Source organism: Roseivirga sp. 4D4 (assembly GCF_001747095.1).
In the GTDB taxonomy this organism is placed as follows: Bacteria; Bacteroidota; Bacteroidia; order Cytophagales; family Cyclobacteriaceae; genus Roseivirga.
This window is the reverse complement of record NZ_MDGP01000001.1, coordinates 931,205-947,585: the sequence shown is the minus strand read 5'-3', so window position 1 is coordinate 947,585 and position 16,381 is coordinate 931,205. Positions and strand designations below refer to the sequence as shown.

Annotated in this window: 9 protein-coding genes; 8 read left to right on the top strand and 1 reads right to left on the bottom strand. The window is 41.3% G+C overall.

The window, feature by feature from the left end; genetic code table 11:
* The first annotated feature begins 1 nt into the window (after position 1).
* The 7 genes from BFP97_RS04110 to BFP97_RS04080 all read left to right on the top strand — a co-directional run bounded on the left by BFP97_RS04110 (position 2) and on the right by BFP97_RS04080 (position 13,223).
* A complete protein-coding gene (locus BFP97_RS04110) occupies positions 2 to 2,605 on the top strand; it encodes an ABC transporter permease (protein WP_083262417.1) in 2,604 nt (867 codons plus the stop codon).
* Positions 2,598 to 5,213, top strand: a complete 2,616-nt coding sequence (locus BFP97_RS04105) for an ABC transporter permease (RefSeq protein ID WP_069841195.1) — start codon at positions 2,598 to 2,600, stop codon at positions 5,211 to 5,213. Before BFP97_RS04110 ends, BFP97_RS04105 begins: the two co-directional genes overlap by 8 nt.
* Positions 5,206 to 7,851, top strand: coding sequence for an ABC transporter permease (locus tag BFP97_RS04100; RefSeq protein WP_069841194.1), 2,646 nt, complete (start codon positions 5,206 to 5,208; stop codon positions 7,849 to 7,851). The genes BFP97_RS04105 and BFP97_RS04100 overlap by 8 nt, the downstream gene beginning before the upstream one ends.
* On the top strand, positions 7,844 to 10,441 hold the full coding sequence (locus BFP97_RS04095; protein WP_221406588.1) for an ABC transporter permease: 2,598 nt from the start codon (positions 7,844 to 7,846) through the stop codon (positions 10,439 to 10,441). Before BFP97_RS04100 ends, BFP97_RS04095 begins: the two co-directional genes overlap by 8 nt.
* Before the next feature lie 68 nt (positions 10,442 to 10,509).
* Positions 10,510 to 11,604 carry a serine hydrolase domain-containing protein gene (locus BFP97_RS04090; protein ID WP_170827399.1) on the top strand — a complete coding sequence of 365 codons (1,095 nt, stop codon included), beginning with the start codon at positions 10,510 to 10,512 and terminating at the stop codon, positions 11,602 to 11,604.
* A gap of 126 nt (positions 11,605 to 11,730) precedes the next feature.
* Positions 11,731 to 12,498, top strand: coding sequence for a CDP-alcohol phosphatidyltransferase family protein (locus tag BFP97_RS04085; RefSeq protein WP_069841192.1), 768 nt, complete (start codon positions 11,731 to 11,733; stop codon positions 12,496 to 12,498).
* A 59-nt stretch (positions 12,499 to 12,557) separates the two neighbouring features.
* Complete coding sequence (locus BFP97_RS04080; RefSeq protein WP_069841191.1) at positions 12,558 to 13,223, top strand: NAD(P)-dependent oxidoreductase; 666 nt, start codon at positions 12,558 to 12,560, stop codon at positions 13,221 to 13,223.
* Positions 13,224 to 13,385: 162 nt separating this feature from the next.
* On the opposite strand, the gene BFP97_RS04075 is transcribed toward BFP97_RS04080, so the two are convergent.
* Positions 13,386 to 15,317 (bottom strand): c-type cytochrome, encoded by a 1,932-nt coding sequence (locus tag BFP97_RS04075; protein ID WP_170827398.1) that lies wholly within the window; start codon positions 15,315 to 15,317, stop codon positions 13,386 to 13,388.
* Between the two features lie 411 nt (positions 15,318 to 15,728).
* Here BFP97_RS04075 and BFP97_RS04070 point away from each other — a divergent pair, with 411 nt between their 5' ends.
* On the top strand, positions 15,729 to 16,124 hold the full coding sequence (locus BFP97_RS04070; RefSeq protein WP_069841189.1) for an iron chaperone: 396 nt from the start codon (positions 15,729 to 15,731) through the stop codon (positions 16,122 to 16,124).
* The last annotated feature ends 257 nt before the right edge of the window (positions 16,125 to 16,381 follow it).

The window sequence follows — 16,381 nt, the reverse complement described above, 5'->3', positions numbered from 1 at the left end:
CTTGAATCAATTACAAAACGATATTCACCCACCTCGCTGGTCACTGCGGTTACTTAAGTTCTTTATTAAGAGGGACTATCTCGAAGAAATCGAGGGTGACATGGAAGAGGTTTTCGAGGACAACCTTGAAATACATTCAATTAAAAAAGCCCGGAGATTATATAACCGGGAGGTCATAAAACTCCTAAGGCCCAATTTGGTCAGAGCCTTAGGTGGAAATCATCAACTCAATTATATCGGTATGCTACAACACAATTTACTTATTACGCTAAGAGGTTTTAAAAGACACAAAACCACGTTTCTAATCAATCTAATCGGCCTTTCTACAGGACTGGCTGCGGCCTTACTCATCTTTCTATGGGTAAACGATGAGCGTTCGGTTGACACATTTCACGAAAAGAACGACCGCCTTTATTGGGCTTTCACACATTTTCAGCTGACTAATAACAAATTCACTTGGGATTATACTTCTGGACAGCTTGCTAGCGCTATGTTAGAAGAATTCCCTGAGGTTGAAGAATCCTTGCGTATTTCAAACGCCATGCATAGACCTCGAGGAATCATTTCATTTGATGAAGAGAATTTCGAAGTAAACGGTCTATTCTCTGATCCCAATATCTTCGATGTCCTCACCTACCCTGTTCTTGTGGGTGACCCGCATTCTTTGGAAAATAAATCTTCGGTGGCCATTTCAGAAGACTTGGCAAAAAGAGTCTTTGGCACGGTCGAATCAGCTGTGGGCAAGACCATTGAATGGGAAAATGGATTCTTTAAAAATGAATTTGTTGTCCAGACTGTTTTCAAGGCTCCACCGGCAAACGCCACACACCAATTTGATATACTGGTAAACTACCAATGGCTTATCGATTATGACGAGTGGTCAAACGCCTGGAACGGTGGATATGCCCAAACTTTTCTTGTTCTGAAAGAGGGTACCAACATTGGAGATTTCAATAAAAAAGTGGCTGACTATATGGATCAAAAGATCGAAAATGACAACTTCACTCTTTTCCTTCGACCATACGCTGAAAACTACCTCTATGGCAAATACGATAATGGTATTCAAGGTGGAGGAAGAATTGAGAGCGTCAGACTCTTCACTTTTATAGCGGTATTCATTCTTATGATTGCCTGCATCAACTTCATGAACCTTAGCACGGCACAAGCATCTAAAAAGATGAAAGAAGTTGGGGTTAAGAAGACTATAGGAGCCAACAGACGCTCCCTAGTCTTTCAGTTTATCTCCGAATCACTGCTTCTCTCCTTCTTATCACTTACTGTTGCAATATTACTTGTCAATTTTCTACTCCCACAGTTTAATACATTAACATCCAAAAGCATTGTACTTAATTTAGCCGATTATCTGCCTCAATTGTTGCTTTTAGTACTGGTCACTGGACTTTTTGCTGGGAGTTACCCTGCTTTCTACCTTTCTAAATTTCGTCCAATTGAGGTACTCAAAGGACGATTCACAAACTTCAAAGGCGAAACTTGGATACGAAAAGGGCTTGTGGTTCTACAGTTCACCTTGTCTATCGTTTTCATTACAGCTGTTATTATCATTAACCAGCAAATCTCATTTACACTTAATGAAGACCTTGGCTATCAAAGAGATAACATCATAACTTTTGAACGGAAAGGTCAATTTGATAGAACCCCTCAACCGATGCTTTCAGAGTTGAGCAAAATTCCTGGTGTATTGTCTGCTGGAAATATGGCAGGAGATTTTCTCTGGGGATTTGACTCAAGTAGCGGTTATTCTTGGGATCCTTCCACTGAAGAGGACCAAAACCATCTATTCAAGTCACCCAAATTTGGCTACAACATCATTGAAATGATGGGACTTGAAATCGTCAATGGTAGGTCATTCTCAAAAGAGTTGAACGATGACCACAATAAAGTAATACTCAACGAATCAGCCGTAGAGCTTATGGGTCTTGAAGACCCAGTTGGCTTCATACTAAAAGACGGAGACAGACCACGTGAGATTATTGGCGTGGTCAAAGACTTTCAGTATGGCTCAATGCATCAAGAAATAGAGCCAATGGTGATTCGATTTAGGAATTTGGGTACTAACTATATGCTCAAGGTTCAAGAAGGCACTGAGCTAGTCACATTGAAAGCTGTCGAGGAAGTCTACAAAACATTTCATCCTAAGTATAATTTTGATGTAACCTTCTTGGATGACAATTATGAGGCACTATACAGTGCTGAAACCAAAGTGGCTAGACTTTCCAACTACATGGCTGGCATTGCGATCATCATTTCATGTCTCGGCCTATTTGGACTGGCAGCTTTTACCGCTGAAAGAAGAACAAAGGAAATAGGTATTCGAAAAATATTGGGGGCTAGCCATGCTACAATTGTGAGATTACTGACTGGTACTTTCACAAAGACAGTAGCATTATCCATATTGATCTCTGTTCCAATAGCCTATTTCGTTGCCCAAAAGTGGTTGGAAAACTTCGCATACACTGTTGATCTACAGTGGTGGGTTTTTGCGATTGCAGGAGTATCTGCAATTATCATCGCTTGGTTTACTGTTGGTTTTCAGACGATCAAAGCCTCTATGGTCAATCCCGCTCAGTGTTTAAGGAATGAGTAGAAATTCGGCACCACAAGACATCAAGCCACCGCATTGGCTTGTCAGAATTCTTAGGTTCTTCATCAAAAATGAATACCTCGAAGAGATAGAAGGCGACTTGGAAGAAATCTATTATGACTTAAGGAGTGTGCAGAGTGCCAAACGTGCGAATATCAAATACCTAACCGAAGTGCTTCGACTCTTCAAACTCAATCTTATTAAAAGCGTCATGAACAATCAAAAACATACAGCTTTTGGCCTCTTGGCCCATAGCATCAAACTATCATTTAGAGGTTTTAACCGTTATAAAACGTCATTTATAATCAATATCACAGGGCTCTCCACCGGAATTGCAGCGGCCTTACTTATCCATTTATGGGTCAATGATGAGTATAGCGTAGATCGATTCCACACAAATGGAGATCGACTCTATCAAGTGCTTTCAAACGAAGCTACACCTGAAGGCATTGAAACGGATTTTGGGTCGCCTTTTATCCTTGCTGATCCTTTAAAGGAGAAGTTTCCTGAGATCGAGCATGCCGTTACTATAAGCGATGCGGAAATGAGTCGAAGGGCGATTTTCAAGTCTGAAACTGACAACAAAGAGGCCAGTGCGAGTGGTATTTTTGCCAATCAAGACTTCTTTAAGGCCTTTACTTTTAATCTTTTATCGGGTAGCAAAGAAGAGGTTTTAACTCCAGAAAATGCCATCGTTATCTCTGAACAGTTAGCCATTGCACTCTTCGGTTCTATTGAAAATGCCAATGGCAAAGTCTTGAAAGCAAATCGCGATCTGTACAATGATTTATACTTAGTGACCGGAGTATTTCAAAACACACCAAAAAACTCTACCCTGAAGTTCCAATTCGTTGCGAACTACAAGATGGCCTTAAAACATGAAGAATGGCTGCGAGAATGGACCGCTAATGGTGCCATAAACTACATCACACTGAGAGAAGGTACTGATCTAAGCGCTTTCAGTGAAAAATTCGAAAAAGCCATTATCGATAAGCCTTACAGGGAAGAAGAACGCTTGGTTGCCTACCCTTTCGAGGAGCTTTATCTAAAGGGTGAATTCACAAATGGCAAAGTATCTGGAGGAAGAATAGCCTATGTCACACTTATGACGGCTGTAGGTATCTTCATCCTGCTGTTGGCATGTATCAATTTCATGAATCTCTCCACCGCCCAGGCCTCTAAAAGAATAAAGGAAATCGGAGTAAAAAAGGTCTTTGGAGTAAGACGTGATGCCTTGGTTTTCCAATTGCTAACCGAATCGTTCTTAATAACACTCATTGCATTACTCGTCTCCATTGGCCTTGTGAACTTAGTGCTATCCCCAGTAAATCAAGTCATCAGCAAAGAACTGTCATTGTTTGCTGAACCGTCAATGCTTTCTTTATGCCTTGGGATATTGGTGACCGTAACGATAATTGCAGGCCTCTATCCTGCTCTTTACCTCTCTAAGTTTCAGTCTCGAGATTTGATCCGCGGAAGACTCAAACGTGGAGCCAGTGATTTGTGGGTGAGAAAGGGCTTGGTTATACTTCAGTTTTCTGTCTCAACCCTTTTTGTCAGTGGGTTCTTAGTCTTAAACAACCAGATAGCTTATATCCGAACAGTGGACCTAGGCTATAACAGGGACGACTTGATTCATTTTACATTGAGGGAAGCAGATTTACGCCAACCCTTCCTCAATGAGCTCAACAAGATTCCTAATGTTGTTGCGTCAACCAGCCTGTATGGTGGAAGCATTGCCCAATTAAGAGGTAGCGGAGGAGGTTTCAGCTGGGGAGACCCGATTGAAAACGAGGAAGTAACCTTTAGAAGACCTCAAGTTGGTTATTCTTTCTTCGAGACATTGAATATTGAACTGCTAGAAGGCAGAGCATTCTCTCCAGATTTCAAAAATGAAACGGAAAAGCTGATGATCAATGAAGCAGCTGCCAAACTTATTGGTACTGAAGATATTGTGGGCAAAACCATCATGGATGGCGATACAGAAAAGGAAGTCATTGGTATTGTGAGGAATTTTAAAATCCAATCGCTTTATGAGCCCTTACAACCCGCTATTATCCGTTTCATACCGAATGGAAATCACTTTATGGTCAAAATTGCCAAGGAAAACCAGCCCGAAACACTTGAAGCCATCGAAGATGCCTATAATCAATTCAATTCTGAGTATCCATTCAACCCTAAGTTTGTAAATGATGAATATGACCAGGTCTATCAGGCTGAAGGAAAGATTGTTACACTCTCGGGCTATTTCACTATTGTGGCTATACTCATTGCTTGTTTAGGCCTATTCGGTCTAGCACTATACAACACTGAAAGAAGAACCAAGGAAGTTGGAATCAGAAAAGTACTCGGCTCTAGTACATTGTCTCTTGTGAAGCTCCTCTCTACAGACTTCATTGTCCTAGTTGCTATCTCGCTTTTTATCGCTTTACCCGTTAGCTATCTATTGGTTACAGATTGGCTTAATGGATTTTCCATGCACTATAAGCCAGACCTCTTGCTTTATCTGGTCGTAGCCATAGCAACTCTCCTACTGTCCTTTGCAACGGTCGGCTTTCAAACGCTAAAAACTTCTTTGATCAACCCTGTTGAATGTCTACGCAATGAATAACCCCAACATTCCACAATGGTCTAAAAAGCTCCTTCGGTTCTTTCTAAAGGAAGATTATCTCGAGGAAATAGAGGGTGATATGGAAGAGGTCTTTCAAGAGAATGTAGAGAAGTATTCAATCAAAAAAGCTCGAAGAATATATCATCGAGAAGTCATTAAACTAATTCGTCCAAACCTTTTAAAAAGACTAGGCAATAATCATAAGATAAATATCTACGACATGTTTAAGCACAATATTCGAGTATCTGTTAGGTCATTAAAAAAGGGGTGGCTGTACTCAGTGATTAACATGGTTGGACTTACAGTAGCCATAGCATGCTTCCTTCATTTGATTATGTTCGTGAAGCACGAGTCTTCTTACGACCAATTTATACCTGATCAAGAACAAATACATCGTGTAGCGCTTAACCAATCCTCCCCTGAAGACAATACAATTTCTAAATATGTACCTCACTCTTTGGCAAGCGCATTAAAACCTGAGGTACCAGAGATTATTGAATCAACCATATACTCAGGGCCATTCAGGGATATGCTCGTTTCTGTGTCAGCTGACACTGAGCGGCAATCATATCTTGAGGATGTATTAGCTGCAGACGGAGATTTTCTTTCTCTTTTTGGGTTGAAAATGATTGTTGGCAATTCGAAAACTGCGCTGAAAGCACCCAACTCCATAGTGCTCACTCGAACCATGGCTCAAAAATATTTTGGTAAGGAGAACCCGGTTGGGAAAACCCTAAATATGGCTAGAGATGAGTTCAAGGTAACAGGAGTTTGCGAAGATTTACCAGAAAACACACACCTGAATTTTCAGGTTTTGATGTCCATCAACACGATTAGGAGGTTTAATGAAGTGAATTTTACACGTCCGGATGTAGGCTACTATGTAAAATTACAAAAGGGCATTAATGCTACCGAAGTAAACACCAAAATGAGCAATGCAACATCCAAGTACGTCAGATCTGACTTTGAAAGGTCAAATGGTATATCTCAGAGTGCCGGACAAGGGCTAAACCTCTTCCTTGTACCACTTAAAGATCTCTACCTATACCCAAAAAATCTAGGGGGTATGAAAGCAGGTGGCAGTAAGCTCACCAATAATATTTTGCTGTTTGTGGCTTGCCTCATTTGCTTATTGGCATGTGCTAATTTCATAAGCCTAAGCACTGTCAGAGCAAATGCTAAAGCAAAAGAAATTGGGACGAAAAAGGTACTTGGCTCTCGTAGATCACAGCTCATATCTCAAATTCTTACCGAAACCTCCATTATTGTTATACTGAGTGTGTTATCGTCTCTCGTTTTAGTCACACTGACTCAGCCTGCATTCAACGGCCTCACAGGTAAAAGTTTAGGGCTACAATTCAACCTGTATACAGCATGTTGGCTTATTGCCTTTATTGTCTCTATTACCCTAATCACAGGGCTTTGGCCAGCAGTATTTGCTTCAAGATTGACACCCTTAAAGGCGCTAAAAAAACAATTCACCTCTGGCACTAATAGCCACTTATTAAGGAATGGGCTTGTGGTTTTTCAATTTTCAATCGGAGTAATCCTAGTACTATCTATGCTTGTTGTGAAAGATCAATTGAATTTCCTAACGAACAAAGACCTTGGTTATGATAAAGAGCAATTACTCATTATTGCCGGAGACTTCCATATGGATCCGCAATTTGCCGAGTCTTTTATTGGAGCCCTAGAGGGAATTCCTGAGGTTCAATCTGCCTCGGGAACACTGTCAATGCCTGGCTTTGGGATTTTTTGGGAAGACAATTACAAACAAACGAACGCCAATGATCCAGTCAACATGACATCCATGAAAGTTGGAGATGGTTTTCTTGAAACAATGACTGTACAACTGAATGAGGGTGTTCTATTTAGAGATGATTCCTCGGATTCACTATCGGTAGTGCTGAATGAATCAGCTGTTAAAGCATTGAACATACAGAAACCCATAGGTAAAAGCATAATTAAATTGACATCTGAAGGCATCCCCATTAAACATAAAATCATTGGTGTGGTTGAAGATTTCAATTTTGATGTTCTGTATAATGAAATCTCCCCACTCGTTATTCATAGCAACGAAAGTATCTTTGGAAGAAGCAGCAAAATCATAGCCCGACTTGCTCCAGGCATAAACATAAGAGGTTTTATATCCAAAGTAAACGCCAAATGGGATGAGATGAGACCAACTGACCCATTCACTTACAAATTTGCTGATGATGTGGTGGATGGCTTCTATAAAAAGGAGGCCAAATTATTAAGTATGTTCAAAATGTTTTCAAGTTTAGGCATGCTAATCGCCTGTTTGGGACTCTTCGCTCTATCAGCCTATACCACCAGTCTCAAGATGAAAGAAGTTGGTATAAGAAAGGTCTCTGGAGCCAGCTTGTCAAACATCATTGTACTTCTCGGTAAGCCTATCACTTGGATGGTGCTACTATCATTCTTGATTTCAATTCCCATTACATTGGGTTTGCTAGAAAACCTATGGTTAAATGGCTTTGCTTATAGAATTAACATTAGTTCGACACCAGTATTGTTAACCTTGGGTCTGATTTTGATCCTTTCATGGTTAACAGTTCTTTTTCACATCATCAAAGCGGCTACTGCTAACCCAATCAACTATCTCAGAAGTGAGTAAAAAGAAAGAAAACATAATACCACCGCATTGGCCAAGGCGTCTCCTTCGGTTCTTTCTAAAGGAAGATTATCTCGAGGAAATAGAGGGTGATATGGAAGAGGTCTTTCAAGAGAATGTAGAGAAGTATTCAATCAAAAAAGCTCGAAGAATATATCATCGAGAAGTCATTAAACTAATTCGTCCAAACCTTCTAAAGAGGTTAAGTGGCACTCAAAAACTCAACAACATCGGTATGCTACAACACAACTTAAAACTTACAATCAGAGGCTATTTAAGATATAAAAGTGCCTTTCTTATTAACCTGCTAGGTCTTGCCTCAGGTTTGGCCTGTACACTACTTATCTATCTATGGGTAAATGATGAACTTCAGGTCAATCAGTTTCATGAAAAAAGCGATCGGCTGTACCAGATTCTATCCAATAGTACTACCTCCAGTGGGGTTTTGACAGATAGAGCTACTCCTGGTCGGTTAGCAGCGGCTATGGCAGATGAATTGCCAGAAGTAGAATTGGCAGTCACCAAAACCTGGACGAATACTTATACGCTTTCACACGAAGAGACCAACTTAAAAGCAGTTGGTCAGTATGTCGGAAAGGATTATTTCAAAGTCTTCTCTTTTGAGCTCCTTCAAGGTGATCGAGACAAAGTGCTCGAACAAAAGAGAAACATACTTATTTCAGATGACCTGGCGATAAAGCTGTTTGGAAACACAACTGATGTGGTAGGAAAGACAATTCGTTTCCAACAGTTTCGAGATTATCAAGTCTCAGGGGTTTTCAAGAAACCACCACCATCTTCCACCCAGCAGTTCGACTTCCTGATGACTTATGAGGAGTTCGAAGAGTTGAATTCCTGGGTACTGAACTGGAAGAATAATGGACCTTCTACTTTTGTTGTATTGGCCGAAGGGATTAAGCTTGACGAATTCAATAACAAAATTAAAGACTTTGTCAGAGATCATAATGGAGAGGAAAATATTACTCCAATTGCCACTCTATATGCCGATCTATACCTGCATGGAAAGTATGAAAATGGCAGCTCGGTGGGTGGTCGCATTTCAAACGTTCGATTGTTCACCCTTATCGCTCTTTTCATATTAGGAATTGCCTGTATCAACTTCATGAATCTAGCCACCGCCAAAGTGTCACGAAGAATGAAGGAGATCGGTATCAAAAAGACCATCGGTGCTAGCCGACAGTCATTAGCTGGCCAATTTTTGAGTGAGTCTCTTTTGATGACGGTCCTGTCTTTGGCCCTCGCCCTGTTGGTAGCCTGGCTGGTTTTACCGGAGTTCAACCATATTACGGGAAAGCAGCTCTCCATTTCGTTTTCAACACAATTTGCACTGATACTCTTATCTATTCTTTTCCTAACTGGGCTGCTTGCTGGTAGTTACCCTGCCGTCTATTTATCTGCCATTAAGCCCATCAAAGTGCTCAAATCACAGGCTTCTAATTCGCTGCGGGAGCTTTGGCTTAGAAAAGGTTTGGTCGTTTTTCAATTCTCGATTTCCATCATCCTGATTGTATCGGTGTTGGTGGTCAACAACCAAATACAATACACACAAGAAAAGGACATCGGCTTCAATAAAGACAATATTCTATACCTCGAAGCAGAGGGTCAGATTGAATTGAACATGGAAGCCTTCATCACTGAGGTCAAAAAAATACCGGGTATTGCCATGGCCTCAAGTACAGCCCACAGCTTTGTTGAAGGAGGATATACTGGATGGAGGTATGATGTTGATTGGGAAGGGAAAGATCCTGAAGCCTCATACGGTATGGAATATCTACGTGTGAACTATGATATGATAGAACTCTTGGAATTCGAGATTGCCTCTGGCCGATCGTTTTCTCGTGATTTTAAAACCGACTATAACAAAGTCATTTTTAACGAAAAGGCCATTAGTCTTATGAACCTTGACCAACCTATTGGTTCGACAGTAAATATTGGAGGCCAAGACACGCAAATTGTCGGGGTCGTTAAAGACTTTCATTTCAGAACATTTCATGAAGAGGTCGGTCCAGCCTACTTTGTCCTTCAACCGGATGACACCTGGCTCATAATGGTACGCTTACAGCAAGGTCTTGAACGTGAAACCATTTCCCAGCTCGGAGAGCTTTATGCCCAATTCAATCCAGATTTCAACTTTGACTATAAGTTTTTAGATCAGGATTACGAGGCACAATATGTGGCTGAACAGCGTGTAGCGACTCTGTCAAAGTACTTTTCTTTCATAGCCATTCTTATCTCCTGCTTAGGTCTACTTGGGCTTGCTTCGTTTTCAACCGAAAGGAGAATCAAAGAAATTGGTGTGCGCAAGGCCCTAGGATCTAGTCGATTCGCAATAGTTCAATTGATATCCGGAGAGTTCACCAAAATTGTCTTAGCCGCAGTCGTACTTTCTTTACCCATAAGTTATTTCGTGACTAAGTCTTGGCTCAATGGTTTCGCCTATCGTATTGAACTCTCTTGGTGGTTCTTCCTACTTGCGGGAGTTTCCGCCTTGCTTATCGCTTGGTTGACCGTTGGTTTTCAAACCGTTAAAGCCTCAATGGTTAATCCTGCCCAATGTCTTAGGAACGAGTAGTTCACTTTTAGGGATAAATGGCCCAGTTTTTGAGTAGTAGGGTTCTCATAATTGACACCATAAAAACCATGAGAACCCTCACTACTCTCCTATGCCTTTCATTGACCTTTTCTGCTCATGCACAAGAAATTGAGCGCCTTATTGAAAAGCAAGGCAGATCACTACGGAAGAACAAAGAATTTCGTGCACTATCTATCGGAATCTATAAAGATGGACAAACCTATACGGATCATTTTGGGACACTGGATGGATCATCAAAACCCACCAATGAAACCATTTATGAAATAGCATCTGTGTCAAAAACCTTTACAGGATACTTGGTTGCTAAGGCCGTAATCGAAGGCAAAATCAACCTAGAGGACAACATTGATGACCTTATAGACGGAGACTTCTCAAACCTATCATTTGAAGGCAAACCCATAAAAGTTAAGCACCTATTGGCGCACACCGCAGGGCTTCCTCACTTTATGGCCCCTGGAATGGCTGAAGCCTTTGAGAAACCGGATGCAGAAGTACCAATAGCCTTTCAGGCTCTAGAACAAGAGATGAGCAAAGAGAGGTTTTTAGAACTATTAAAGGCGTTTAAGCCCCAAACAGCTCCCGGCACAAACTACAAATACTCCAATGCAGGGGCAGAATTACTAGCCTATATCCTCACCTCAGTCTATGACAAGCCCTTTGATGCAATTCTAAAAGATCAGATTTTCAGTCCTCTAAACATGAATGACTCTGGGATTAGACTTACGGCAGAACAGAAAGGTAGGCTTGCTCAGGGCTACTGGTCTAAAAACAAAACACCCTCTCCTTCTCAGATCATCCCATTATGGGGTGGTGGCAATGGAGTAAATTCTACTTTACCAGATTTAATGAAATGGGTTGAATTTAACCTGAACAGCCAGGAAGAAGCTCTCAAAGAATCCCAGCGGATAATCTACGAAAAGAAAACACGCTGGATGGCTTACTTGTGGAATGGGTGGAAAGACAAAAACGGCACTTCCTATAACCACCATGGAGGCACAACAGGCACCCAAAACTGGATTTTTCTTTTTCCGAAATACAATTTAGGATTTTCAATTATCGTGAACCAAAGTGACGAAAAGACACCAAGACAGCTGAGCAGCGCGATTTCCAAAATGCTCAAAGAAATTACAAAGTCACGTTAGTTAATTAAACTTGACTTTTTTTAGAACTTAAATGTGGGCTTCTTGTTAGTAGATGATTCCTGACCATTTGGATTGGCCAAATGCTAATAATTCAAGAATCAGGATCATCAACAACTTTAAGCAAACTTGTCCAAACTACCCCAATCGTTTCAATTCTTAGACCTTTCAGACTATGGAAGATCAATTGCTCGGCTTATTGCCAATGGACTGAAGAACACACGTTTTACCCCCATTCATGTTACCATTGGATTTATCATTTCGGGTATTTTGGCCATTTTTTGTATGTTCAATGGTAACTATTGGGCCGCTGCTTTCTTCCTCATCTTCAAATCCATATTAGATGCTGCCGATGGCGAATTGGCCAGAATAAAGAAGACTCCTTCGTACACGGGACGATACTTTGATTCGATAGCCGATATCATTTTGAATTTCCTATTCCTTACTGCCATATGGTACATTACGGAAGAGCACATTGGTTTTGCTCTACTGGCCTTTATGTTGATCCAATTGCAAGGTACCATGTACAATTATTATTATGTGATTCTGAGAAATCAACAAAATGGAGATAAGACGAGTCGAGTAATGGAAGACCATGCACCGACAGCACTTCCAGGTGAAAAACAAAAACATGTAGACCTCCTTTATCGGATCTACAACACGCTTTACATCGTATTCGATAAAACCATTTATTGGCTTGATAAGAAAGCACTTGACAATAAACCACTGCCAAAGTGGTTCATGACTGCTCTTTCAACTTTCGGTCTTGGTTTTCAGCTATTAATCATCAGTGTGATGTTAGTCTCAGGCTGGATTGATTTCATCATTCCGTTTTTTATTGGATACTCTTTTATGATCTTAGTCTTTGTAGGTATCAGAAGAGGTTTTCTGAATTAGATTAGCTCTTGATGCTTTTCGAATCACTATATACCTTGAATGTTCATAAAACCGAATAAATGGTTAATAAAAGGATCTTACTACTTGGGGCTACCGGAAGAACAGGAAGACTTGTTTTGGAGCAGGCCCTGGCTGAAGGATATCAAGTAAATTGTCTGGTCAGGAGTCCTGAAAAGATAAAAATCAAGAGCGATTCACTAGACATTTTTCAAGGTGATACGCAAAACAGAGATGATTTATCAAAAGCCATCGAAGCCTGTGAAGCCGTTATTAGCATATTGAATATCTCAAGAGCGTCAGACTTCCCCTGGGCACCCTTGCGAACACCGAAGGACTTTCTATCTCAGACAATGAGCCAGCTGAGCACTGTCGCCTACGAGCAAGGTGTAAACCGGATAGTGGTTTGCAGTGCCTGGGGCGTGGCAGAAACCAAGGCCGACCTCCCTGGCTGGTTTCGGTGGTTCATAGACAACAGCAATATTGGCGTTGCTTACAGAGACCATGAAAGACAGGAAGCACTTCTGGAGGCATCAGACCTCGATTGGACCATCGTAAGACCCGTGGGGCTCATCAATTCCAAAAAGGCCAAGGAAGTCATCGAAAGTCAAAATAATCAGCCCAAACCTAAACTGCTTATTAGTCGATTAAACGTTGCCAAGTATATGATCAACGTCTTGTCAAAACCAAAGACTTCGAAGATGAAAGTTGTGATTTCGACCTTATAAGGCCTCAAGCCCCACTCTCCAAGCCAATCCATATCAAGGCTTCCATTAGGTCTTTTCGAGCCTGTTGATCGCCTAGATTCTTACTCCTAACTTCTTACTCCTAACTCCTAACTCCTAACTCCTAACTCCTAACTCCTAAAATAAACTAACTCCTAAAATAAACTAACTCCCATTCCGAACCGGAAATCCCATTTGCGCCCAAACTAAGATACCCTCATCAATGATCGCTGCATTCTTAAACCCATTACGTTTCAAAGTACTTAGTACCCGTTCTGATGCCGCATGTGGACATGCACAGTAAATCACGATTTGCGTGCCATCATTAGGGATATCATTGATAAACTCTTCGGGTTCTTGGTAGTAGGGAACTGGTATCGCTCCAGGAATATGCATTTGTCGCCAAGCTACTTCGGATCGTGCATCGAGGATAACCATTCGCTTGTTATCCTTGATCGCCTGATTTACCTGTTCTGCAGAAACGAATTTGCCATCTTTCAATTCGAAAACAGGTGCTTCATTATCTTCATTCAATACATACTCCTCTGGTTTAGGAACGACAACACTATCTAACTTAGGAATATCCCAGCCAGATGCTCGGCTTCTTAAGAAAGCGGTCAACCCATCAATCTTTTCGTCACTCAAGCTGTCTTTAAAGGCGATCATTGGTGTACCATCTCGCCCTTCGGCAATTGCATACCTCAAAAAGTGATCGGTAGCCGTAGCCAGCAACATCGGATTTGCTAAGGCCGGAGCTGAGATTCCCTCACCATTTTCACCGTGACAAACGGCACAATTTTCTTTGTAAACACGCGCACCAAGGTCAATATCTCCCAAAACAGGTTCTCTGGAAAGATCTATCGGTTCTTCTACTTCGGCCATTTGGTATAGCCACTCCAGCAGTAACTCGATCTCAATATATTCCATCGGGCCACCCTGATTCTTCAAGTAACCCGCCATCGCACTATTTCCACGGCCAAATTGAATCGTATACCTCATGAAGTTATTATTCTTGCTTGTCGCAAGCAGGGATTTTGAGCGCAGTGAAGGCGCATTATCGGCAGCATAACCTTCGCGGTTATCCCCATGACATAAGGTGCAATATTTGGTATACAATTCCTGAGCGTGTACAATAGCGACACTATCAAGGTCTGGCTTAGGCATGAGTTTTCTAGCCATCAGACCTTGCTCATCTGACTCCTGCTCAAACTCTAATTGAACACCAAAGGCATGTTCTGGTAGTATTGTGATTAGATCAGCTGACTTCGAAAATGCCTCTTCCGGAAGTTCATTTTCAAAGTACTGATAAGTAGAATCCAGCTGCTCTACCTCGAACCTGAGTGCAAAAACACCCTCTCCTCTTTTTGCCACAAAGTCCTGGAGCGATTGATCCGTCTTGGCGGAAACTAAATGAAGTTCATGATTTCGATAAAGTTCATACCTGGCTGTGGTTTCCGTTTTATCGATCAGTTCGAAGCCCATCTTTTCAAACTCATCATGCGAAGCATCGAGGTCTTCTACCGCAACACGGATGGCAGACATCCCAATCACACCATTTGCATGCCCGTTAAACATTCTACCATAGACGTAGTAGGTTCTCCAGTCGCTATCTGTACCTGCATAATCATAACCTACACTCTCAATAAACCTGGGAAGATGAGCAGGTGGATTTGACACATCAAAATCCAGGCTTTTGGCTGTGGGCTCGCCATCATCCCAAGACCAGCCTTCAGGCTTTCGGGCGGTATTTCTAAAGGCCTCAACAGAATCCATAGCATAGCCATTCGTGGTTAATGCGCTAAAGGTAGAATCGGCCGAGGAACTTGACAGGGAATACAACCTTACGCCTTCATCACTTGACAAAAAGGTCTGTATAAATTCGGGGACGGTATTTTCTTCGGCCGAATCACTGATCCCGAGTAAGTTAAAAGAACTCATATCCGCAATGGAAATGGAAGCTGTCAAAGATCCATCAAAAGCACCTGCTTGGGCACCTCGTACATTGAAGCCTAGGGTATCGCGGTAGTAACTCATGGCGGTTTCTAAGTCCTTGACCATTAAAGTCGCATTGTTAATGCCAGTTCCCTGCCCTAGCAAAAAAGCCTTTTGAGGCGCTTCAGATTGACAACTGGAAAGTAAAAGACCCGATATAATAAGAGTAAAAAATAGGGGTAAGTTTCTACGGATATTCATGTGGTGGTAATGCTTAGATTGATTTTGCGGCTAGTGGTGTTTTTGTCACCTATCAATTTAATGTAACGAAATTGCATTATCACCAGAATCCTAAAAAAATATGAATTCAGCCAAAAAACAGAAAGCCTTGAACCTACTCCCCATCAGCATGTCTCCTCACTCGATCAGTGTCTCTCGAAGAGGACTCTGATCATTAAGCACATGAAGTTCCCTCGGTAAATTCGGGTGAAAAGGATTCCTCTCAAGCACAGATGATTTTATACAATGTTAGAAAACCGGAACTAGAAGCTAAATTGAAATAAAAATGAGAGGAACATGGAATTTAAAAGTGTGAACGAATACTTTGACTCGCTACCCGAAAACACGAAAGAGGTACTTTTGGAATTGAAGGATTGCATTCTTAAAGCAAAACCGAATGCAACTGAATTACTGAACTATAACATTCCTGCTTATGCTTTAGTGGAAAATGGAAAAAGAGAACAGCAGATTATGATTGCAGGATATAAAAAACACGTTGGACTTTATCCACACCCAACGACCATGGAAAAATTCGACACTGAATTGAGTGAATTTAAAAGGTCGAAGGGTTCAGTTCAGTTTCCATTGGATAAACCACTGCCCAAAGAGTTGATTATTCGAATGATAAAATATCGAATCGAATTATTCGATACTCTTGGCTATGATATCCTTAATTCATCCCGAGATGCATAGTTGGTTCTTTCTGGTTAAGTACACCCAAACCTCTATAACCTCCAAAATTTTCAACCCATCTGACCGCTTCGAGCGGTCTGATGGATAAGCACCAACACTTTCCTCACTCGATCAGTATCTCTCGAAGAGGACTCTGATCATTGAGCACATCAAGTTCCCTCGGTAAACTCGGGATAAAAAGGATTCTTCTAAACGTAGATGACTTTCCTCATTGTATTGGCAAAATCGAGAAGATAAATTGTTTCAAGTAGTCCTAA

Excerpts from the sequence above, each read along its gene's own strand:
- BFP97_RS04105 (WP_069841195.1), top strand. The coding sequence starts at position 2,598 with ATGAGTAGAAATTCGGCACCACAAGACATCAAGCCACCGCATTGGCTT.
- BFP97_RS04100 (WP_069841194.1), top strand. The coding sequence starts at position 5,206 with ATGAATAACCCCAACATTCCACAATGGTCTAAAAAGCTCCTTCGGTTC.
- BFP97_RS04090 (WP_170827399.1), top strand. The coding sequence starts at position 10,510 with ATGAGAACCCTCACTACTCTCCTATGCCTTTCATTGACCTTTTCTGCT.
- BFP97_RS04080 (WP_069841191.1), top strand. The coding sequence starts at position 12,558 with ATGGTTAATAAAAGGATCTTACTACTTGGGGCTACCGGAAGAACAGGA.
- BFP97_RS04070 (WP_069841189.1), top strand. The coding sequence starts at position 15,729 with ATGGAATTTAAAAGTGTGAACGAATACTTTGACTCGCTACCCGAAAAC.